The sequence below is a fragment of the Nostoc sp. genome (assembly GCF_036917515.1).
In the GTDB taxonomy this organism is placed as follows: Bacteria; Cyanobacteriota; Cyanobacteriia; order Cyanobacteriales; family Nostocaceae; genus Nostoc.
Genome location: NZ_JBALDE010000281.1, coordinates 1 through 6,975, shown reverse-complemented (window position 1 = coordinate 6,975; position 6,975 = coordinate 1). Strand labels below are relative to the sequence as shown.

Annotated in this window: 5 protein-coding genes; 1 reads left to right on the top strand and 4 read right to left on the bottom strand. The window is 42.7% G+C overall.

Annotation, left to right across the window (positions count from 1 at the left end; genetic code table 11):
- The first annotated feature begins 255 nt into the window (after nt 1-255).
- On the top strand, nt 256-525 hold the full coding sequence (locus V7K89_RS35510) for a hypothetical protein (RefSeq protein ID WP_335195565.1): 270 nt from the start codon (nt 256-258) through the stop codon (nt 523-525).
- A 455-nt stretch (nt 526-980) separates the two neighbouring features.
- Here V7K89_RS35510 and V7K89_RS35505 read toward each other — a convergent pair whose 3' ends face one another.
- The 4 genes from V7K89_RS35505 to vnfG form a co-directional block, all read right to left on the bottom strand.
- Nucleotides 981-2,324: a nitrogenase component 1 gene (locus V7K89_RS35505; protein WP_335195564.1), complete on the bottom strand. Its 1,344-nt coding sequence runs from the start codon at nt 2,322-2,324 to the stop codon at nt 981-983.
- A 345-nt stretch (nt 2,325-2,669) separates the two neighbouring features.
- On the bottom strand, nt 2,670-4,202 hold the full coding sequence (locus tag V7K89_RS35500; protein WP_335195563.1) for a nitrogenase component 1: 1,533 nt from the start codon (nt 4,200-4,202) through the stop codon (nt 2,670-2,672).
- A gap of 232 nt (nt 4,203-4,434) precedes the next feature.
- Nucleotides 4,435-5,820, bottom strand: a complete 1,386-nt coding sequence (vnfK, locus tag V7K89_RS35495) for a V-containing nitrogenase subunit beta (RefSeq protein WP_335195562.1) — start codon at nt 5,818-5,820, stop codon at nt 4,435-4,437.
- Between the two features lie 516 nt (nt 5,821-6,336).
- The coding region (gene vnfG / locus V7K89_RS35490; protein ID WP_335195560.1) for a V-containing nitrogenase subunit delta at nt 6,337-6,975 on the bottom strand (639 nt) is incomplete at its 5' end.

Genomic DNA, 6,975 nt, shown 5'->3' with positions numbered 1-6,975 from the left:
CTCTTTTATTTCGACTTGTAATCTTAAACCCATCACGCTTAAACCAATATTTACCCTTGGTGATAATTTAGCGCAGCTTCATACAGAAATGGTATAACAAAGCGCTCACACGTTACACATAATTATTCTGTTGCCAAATTTTCATTACATCAACCTTTTGGTATAAATTTTACGTAAGCGTTGAGCCAATGGAGAATAAGTTTGATGAAATATGAAATAAAGAGTCAGTGAATATAAGTAAACCGACAAACTATTATGGACAGACAAGTAGAGCTAATCTTCAACTCCTCAGCGGCAGCTGTAAATGCTTACAATATCTTCAAAATTGGAAAATTTGCACCCGATCATCAAGATCCAGGTTTTCGGATGTCACAAATGAGTCTAAATGCTCATTGTATTTCATTCAACTGCAAAATAACTGACCTGAATTCTATTCTTGGCAAATTAATTTCGGATGAACTTGGCAACCTCTCGGTAATCAGCGACTTAATTCAGGTACAGATAGAAATCCTATTTGATTTTTGACAAGACTGCCAAATAACAGTTTCTCTCTATGTCAATACTCAAAAATTGGTAAAAATATTGATGTTAACCAGCATCTAGACTAGTTCGCGGTGCGAAACTTAGAAGGCTCATTCTATAAAGCCTAAAAACCTTGGTTTTAGTTCCTGGAAACATCTTAAATCCGTATCCTTATTTTTTAGAAATTTAGTTTCGCACCGGGAACTAGTCTAAACTCCAGTTATGGGTGAAGCTCTCGCTCGTTCGCCCTACAGCACCTTTCTCCTAAAGGAGACGCTACGGGTAGCTTGCTTCCTGGTAGGAGTACAGGCGTCTTACGGCAGGCAGTCTTCTCGCTAACGCAATGCTTACAGCAGTTACTCACCGTTGTAGCGACTGCCGTTACTCCAGACGTGTAACACAATACTTCTTGATAACTCTGCATCAAGATATCAAAACATTCTTGACACAATACTTTTCTATGTCCAATGAATCTCTTTGGAACGAAAAGCTCTATCCCAATCGTTAGCAATCACCTCCATTATATTGACCATGCCTTCATAACCAAAATATGGTTTGTCAACATAAGTTTCTCTGTTAGTGGGGCTAAATACATCAAAAGCAATTTTGATTCCCAATTCCTCTGCCATGTATTTTTCCCATGCCGAGCCAATCACAGCATCAACACCAAACTCTTCTAAGGTCTGTTTTACCTGATAGCCATCTGCCGAAAATACTATATGGGAAGTAAGACCGAGGCTGTACAGTTCTCGCTCCAAAATTGAACGAGAATCAGGCATCGCCGAGCGAAATAATAAGATTTCTGGAATCATCTCCAATTCTTCAAAAAGCATTCTGACTAGTCCAATACCAAGCGTCCCATCCGCAGATACGGCAATTCTACAGTTACGATATCGGGGAATAATCATCAATGCTCGTTTGCGAAGTGTATCTACGACCATTTCTTCGCCTTGTTTGATGATTGGCTCCACTTTTTCATCTATCTTGAAATGTGCCGCCAATGCCTTCAACCATCGAGTAGTGTTATTTACACCTATTGGTAGGGGTATATCATCAAGGATCAAAGGGATGTCATGAGTCTGTTGCATTTTCCGAGCAAACTTATACCCAACATCATGACTGAGAACAATATTAGCAGTTGCCTCACCAGCTTGCTCTAGTTCTTCAAAGGAGGTATTATGAGAGAAGACTGTCTGTACTTTAATCCTTAAAGATTTTAACGTCTGCTTTACCCATTCCAAATCAGCCCACCAAGTAGGATTCAGATTTGCCTGTGGTGCAATGATATTTACAATCCTTGGCTTCCTGCCCCTTCTCTTGGTCTGCCTTTTTTTGATAAAAGGAAGTAAAGCTTCCAAACCCATCTCTAAGCCATCGTAAGCATTGCCCCGAAACCCACCAGCCATTAAAGGAACGAGTTTGGCTTTGATATCTGGCTGGAGCTGGTTGCATAATCCCGCAATATCTTCACCTATAATGTCTGCCGCGCAAGTTCCAACGACAAACATCACTTTAGAATCAAAAGATTGATCAGCCTCTTTAATCATCCCTTTGAGTTTCTCAGACGCTCCCATCACAATGTCTGACTCGAAAAGACGAGTACAACCTACTTTCCGCTTAGTGAAATCAACCTCATGAGCATCATACCCAGCTGCGACAGTAGACGCACAACCCTGTGGAGACTGAATCACAATACTGACATCTTTAATACCAGCAACTGTAGTTGCAATACCTTCAAGAGCACAGCCAACTACTGGGTCTTTACTATGGTTACAATTGTCAAAAGTCGTTTCAGCAGACATTTATTCCTCCTGTTTCTTTAAAGCTTGACTATGTAAACGCGTTTCACGCAGCCTGTAGCGACTTCTGCTTTGGCGTTTCCGTGTTTTGTGCAGCCTGTAACAGCTTCTGCCTTCCCTGTAGCAACTTCTGCCTTGACATTTCCGTGTTTCGCGCAGCCTGTAACAGCTTCTGCCTTGACATTTTTGGCTTAAGCCTTGTCCGTATCAGTCTACGTAGGTTGGGTTGAGGAACAAAATTCAACATTTCCGAAGAGTTTGTTGGGTAACACTAAAGTTCTACCCAACCTACAATTTTCTGTTTGAGACAAATCCATACTTTTATTTAGCAAAGTCACATTTCATTTATTACTCGTTCATACATTTTCCCCGTCTCTTCTCTGCATATACGGTACAATCAGGCATGTCTTGAGCTAATTTTCCGCTTAGTGATTGAACAGATGCTAACCCGGAATCTTTAGGGAATACCATTTGCTTGGTTAAAGCACTCCGAGGTCTAAAGGCATATTGGAGTGCTGTTTCAATACACCTTGCGACCTTTAAGGCTCCGCGATAGCCAAATCTGGGACGATTTAAGATAGCATTTAAATCGACTACGGGAATATGGGGGAAACTCAAGGAAGAACCAAAATAAACTACCGATTCTGCATCAAGACCACCAATGAAATCCAGTAATTCATCTTCGGTTTGTTTCATGGACTCGTACTTGCCAAAGGCCAGCGTCCCTTTCGTAATCAATATTTCCGGGTCTAACCCTGTTTCCAATAGGTAGTCTACACTGGTTTCTCTTGCTTCTGTACTCCAGGGATGGAAATTATAGATTACTACACGCATCCCAAAATCACGATCCAACATGTGAGCAAGGGATAAGCACTTGATAGCATCATGTCCTTCGATAATCGCTAACTTCCCCTCTATATAACCCTTAGCTGCTTCAAATTCAGTCTTAATTGCGGCATATTCCTTTTCCATTAGGGCAGCCGCTTGTTCTTCCATGCCTAAATATTTTGCCGCCCCTTCGAGCCATTTTTCTGTAGCAGCGATTCCATAGGGAAGGATGGTAGAGTTTAGCGGAGTACCGAACTTGTCTGACATGGCTTTGCCGATGGTATAGCCAAGATCCAAACATAAAGTACAGTTGACTGCCGCACTCGGTGCTTGCTTGAGTTCTTCTAAAGTACAGTCACCAGCGATGACGCTATGAACTCGTGCCCCCATTCCTTCTATCAATCTCACCAGTTCTTTAACATCAGTTTCGACTTCTGTTCTTTCAGGGCCCATCTTTGCGCCCACAATATTCACAGCATCGGCTAGTTGTGCCTTCCGCTCTGGAGTTGGTGGCTCCATAAAGTCTACGATTTGCCGAAATACGATATCAAATCCACTGCGATACTCCCCGGCAAATCCTTCACAATGTATCGTCATGATCTCAGACTGGATTTCGCCACGCGCCTTATTCACGACGTCATCAACACAGTCCCCAATAATACCAGACGCACAACTAGTAGCAATAACGATCGCATCTGGATGGTATTTTTCATTTACTTCTCGAATCGCGCCTGCTAATTCTTTTTCTCCACCAAAAATTACCGCTTTCTCACTCATGTTCGTAGTTACCACGGGTTCATAAGGTGAACCACTATTGCGGCTATTGGTCAGCTTGTATGCCCGCTTTACACCATAGGCACAGCCACTTGGCCCGTGAGAAATGACGATCGCATTTTTAATGCCACTTAAAATCTTCGTTGCAGTCCAAAATTTACAAGGGCGAGTATGACTACCTTGTAAAGTAGTCTTAATTTTACCCTCCTTTGCCAAGCGATACAGTTCGCTCAAATTTCCATAAAATACGACATTCTTATCTATACTTGTTGCAGTCATGATCACTCTCCAGTCTTTCTATGCTTCTGTCTTCAATATCCTGTGAGTCGTAAACCAGGCTACTAAGCCGCCCTCTGAAACTAATCAGTTAAACGGGTGCTGCCTGGTTTAGAATTGACATAGGATTGCTAAGTATCGTAAAAATTCTGATGGAAATACCATCTAATCAGTTATGGGTGGATGACAGAAATATCACTGCAGATAGATGCCATCCCCCATATACATCAGCTTTCTACCAAACGTTTAAGATCCACTCGCGCTCGTGCTTATTCTCCATATCTGCAAACATGGTGTTAGCAATGGTGTCTGCTAGCCATTCTGCTCCTTTATAGCCAATTACAGGATATTTCCACAGACCTGCACGGTCAAAGCTGGGGAAGCCAACCCGAACCATCGGAATCTTGTGATCGATAGAAATATATCGACCTTTGGAATGACCTAGAATCAAGTCGATTTCGAGGGATTTATCTTTAATGCGGCGCTCCAATTCCCAGAGGTCTGCATTCCAGATAACTTCGATGTCGGTGGGTGACTTTTTCTCCAGAGCAGTAATTCTTGGATCTTTTGCACAAGCCTTGTTATCATCCCCTAATAACAGTAGTACTGGCTCTAACTCACATTCTAAGCAGAACTCTGCTAGACCAATTACCAGATCGGGATCTCCGTAAATAGCTACCTTCTTATTAGCGAAGAACATGTGCGCGAGGTCGGCGATCGCATCGATAGCCTTTCCACGTTCTCTGACTAAGGATTCTGGTATTGGTTTGCCAGTCAGTTTCTGGATATTTTGCAGCCAGACGTCAGTGTTTTTGATGCCAATTGGTGTCGGGCCAATAATTGCAGGAACATTAAAATTCTCTTGTAAGAATTCAGCCGAACTGCCTCCTTCATATTTGCATAAGGCAATAGTTCCCAACGCATTAGCAGAATCAGCAATTTCTTCAATGGTTGAATTCCCAAAGGCAAAACTTGTCTTATCGGGCATGGTGGGCGCATCGAAAGATTCTGTATCCACTAAGATGTTTGCTGGAACATCCATATCTTTTAAGATGCGCTTGATTTCCGTGACATCTCCAGGGTTAAGCCACCCAGTAATGATGTTCAACTTGCCAGTTGGTTCGCCTTTTTTTGCCAGGGTAGAAATGATTGCATGTATGCCGACATTATAGCCACTAACCTGACTACCTTTGTAACTGGGGGTATGCACAGGAACAAGGACAACCTTGCGATCGGGATAAGCTTGCTTTAACTGACCCTTGAGCTTGTTAATGGTTCCTTCGATATCATCCCCAATTGTCTCAGTTGAACAAGTCGTAATAATTGGGATAATTCGTAAATCGGGATATCGTGCTACTAAAGTGTGTACAGCTTCCTCAATGCGTGGCTGTCCTCCAAGGACAGCGCTATTTTCATGGAGTGAAGAAGAAGCAATGTCAAAATTTTCCTTCAAATGCTGGGCAAACAGCAGACGAACGAACATACTACACCCCTGTCCTCCATGCACCAGGGGAATACAATCTTTTACTCCGATTGCAGCGTACTCAGCTCCAGCAGGCTGACAGGTAAATATAGGATTGATGATTCCCTTGCGTTCTTTCTGTTTTACAACTACAGACATTCTCTTGACTCCTATGTGGTAAAAAATTGCGTGATTTTGTTTGGCGTTGCTGAACGAAGATATGAAGTGTCTTTTTGAGCTTAAAAAAGTGGAGCGATGTCTGGTGGCGATGCCTGCGGCGAGCGATCGCTAACGCTAATGCTGCATCCAATCAAGAAGCAAGCTATCCATAGCTTTGATTACAGAAGAAAAGTAAAATTGAATTTCTTCAAAATCTTGAAAGCTAGATGAGATGCTTCTGTAGTCAGACGGTACGCGGACAATACGCTTGTTGGGAATGCTTTTGGTGTAACCCGTCAGTAACATCGCTCTCTACTCTGTAAGTCTCTATTCTGTAAGAAAATTTCTGCACAAACACTAACAGGATGACAAGACTCTAATTCATACTTCAATTCAACAACGCCGTTTGTTTAGTGAGGTAGTCTGGTCTTCTCCCTTAACGCTAGCTTCTTACGAAGGGGAGAAAGGGAGACGCTAAAAGCGTCACCCAGAGGTTGAATTACCGATCTAATTGCTTTAATAAAGCGAATAATGCAATTCACCATTCTTCGACTTGGTTATTACAATATCGATCAGCATTGCCTTAACAGATTCCAGTACTGCCTTCTTTTGCGAGTTTTCCATGTTACCTAACCATGAAAACCTGATTTCTAGGTCAGCCGAAAGGATCTTCGCATCTGCATAATAACTTCTGTCGATCAAGGTTTCTAGAACCACCTTTTCTCCAGTCAAGATTCGGGCGGCCATATTGAGAACACCATTGATGTTTTCTTCCCGATCCCATGCACGCGAGTGAAACTGCCACAAACAACGTTCTTGAATTAATTTTGTGACTTCCGCAGCTCGCTCTTGAATGTATGACGCAATTTCCTTAGCTTGCACTTGAACTTGTGGTGCAACTTCCTTAGCTTGTGGTTGAACCTGTGGTGCAACTTCCTTAGCTTGCGGTTGAACCTGTGGTGCAACTTCCTTAGCTTGCGGTTGAACCTGTGGCGCAGCTTCCTTAGCTTGCTTTTGAACCTGTGGCGTAATTTCCTTAGCTTGTGGTTGAACCTGTGGCGCAACTTCCTTAGCTTGCGGTTGAACCTGTGGCGCAGCTTCCTTAGCTTGCTTTTGAACCTGTGGCGTAATTTCCTTAGCTTGTGGTTGAACCTG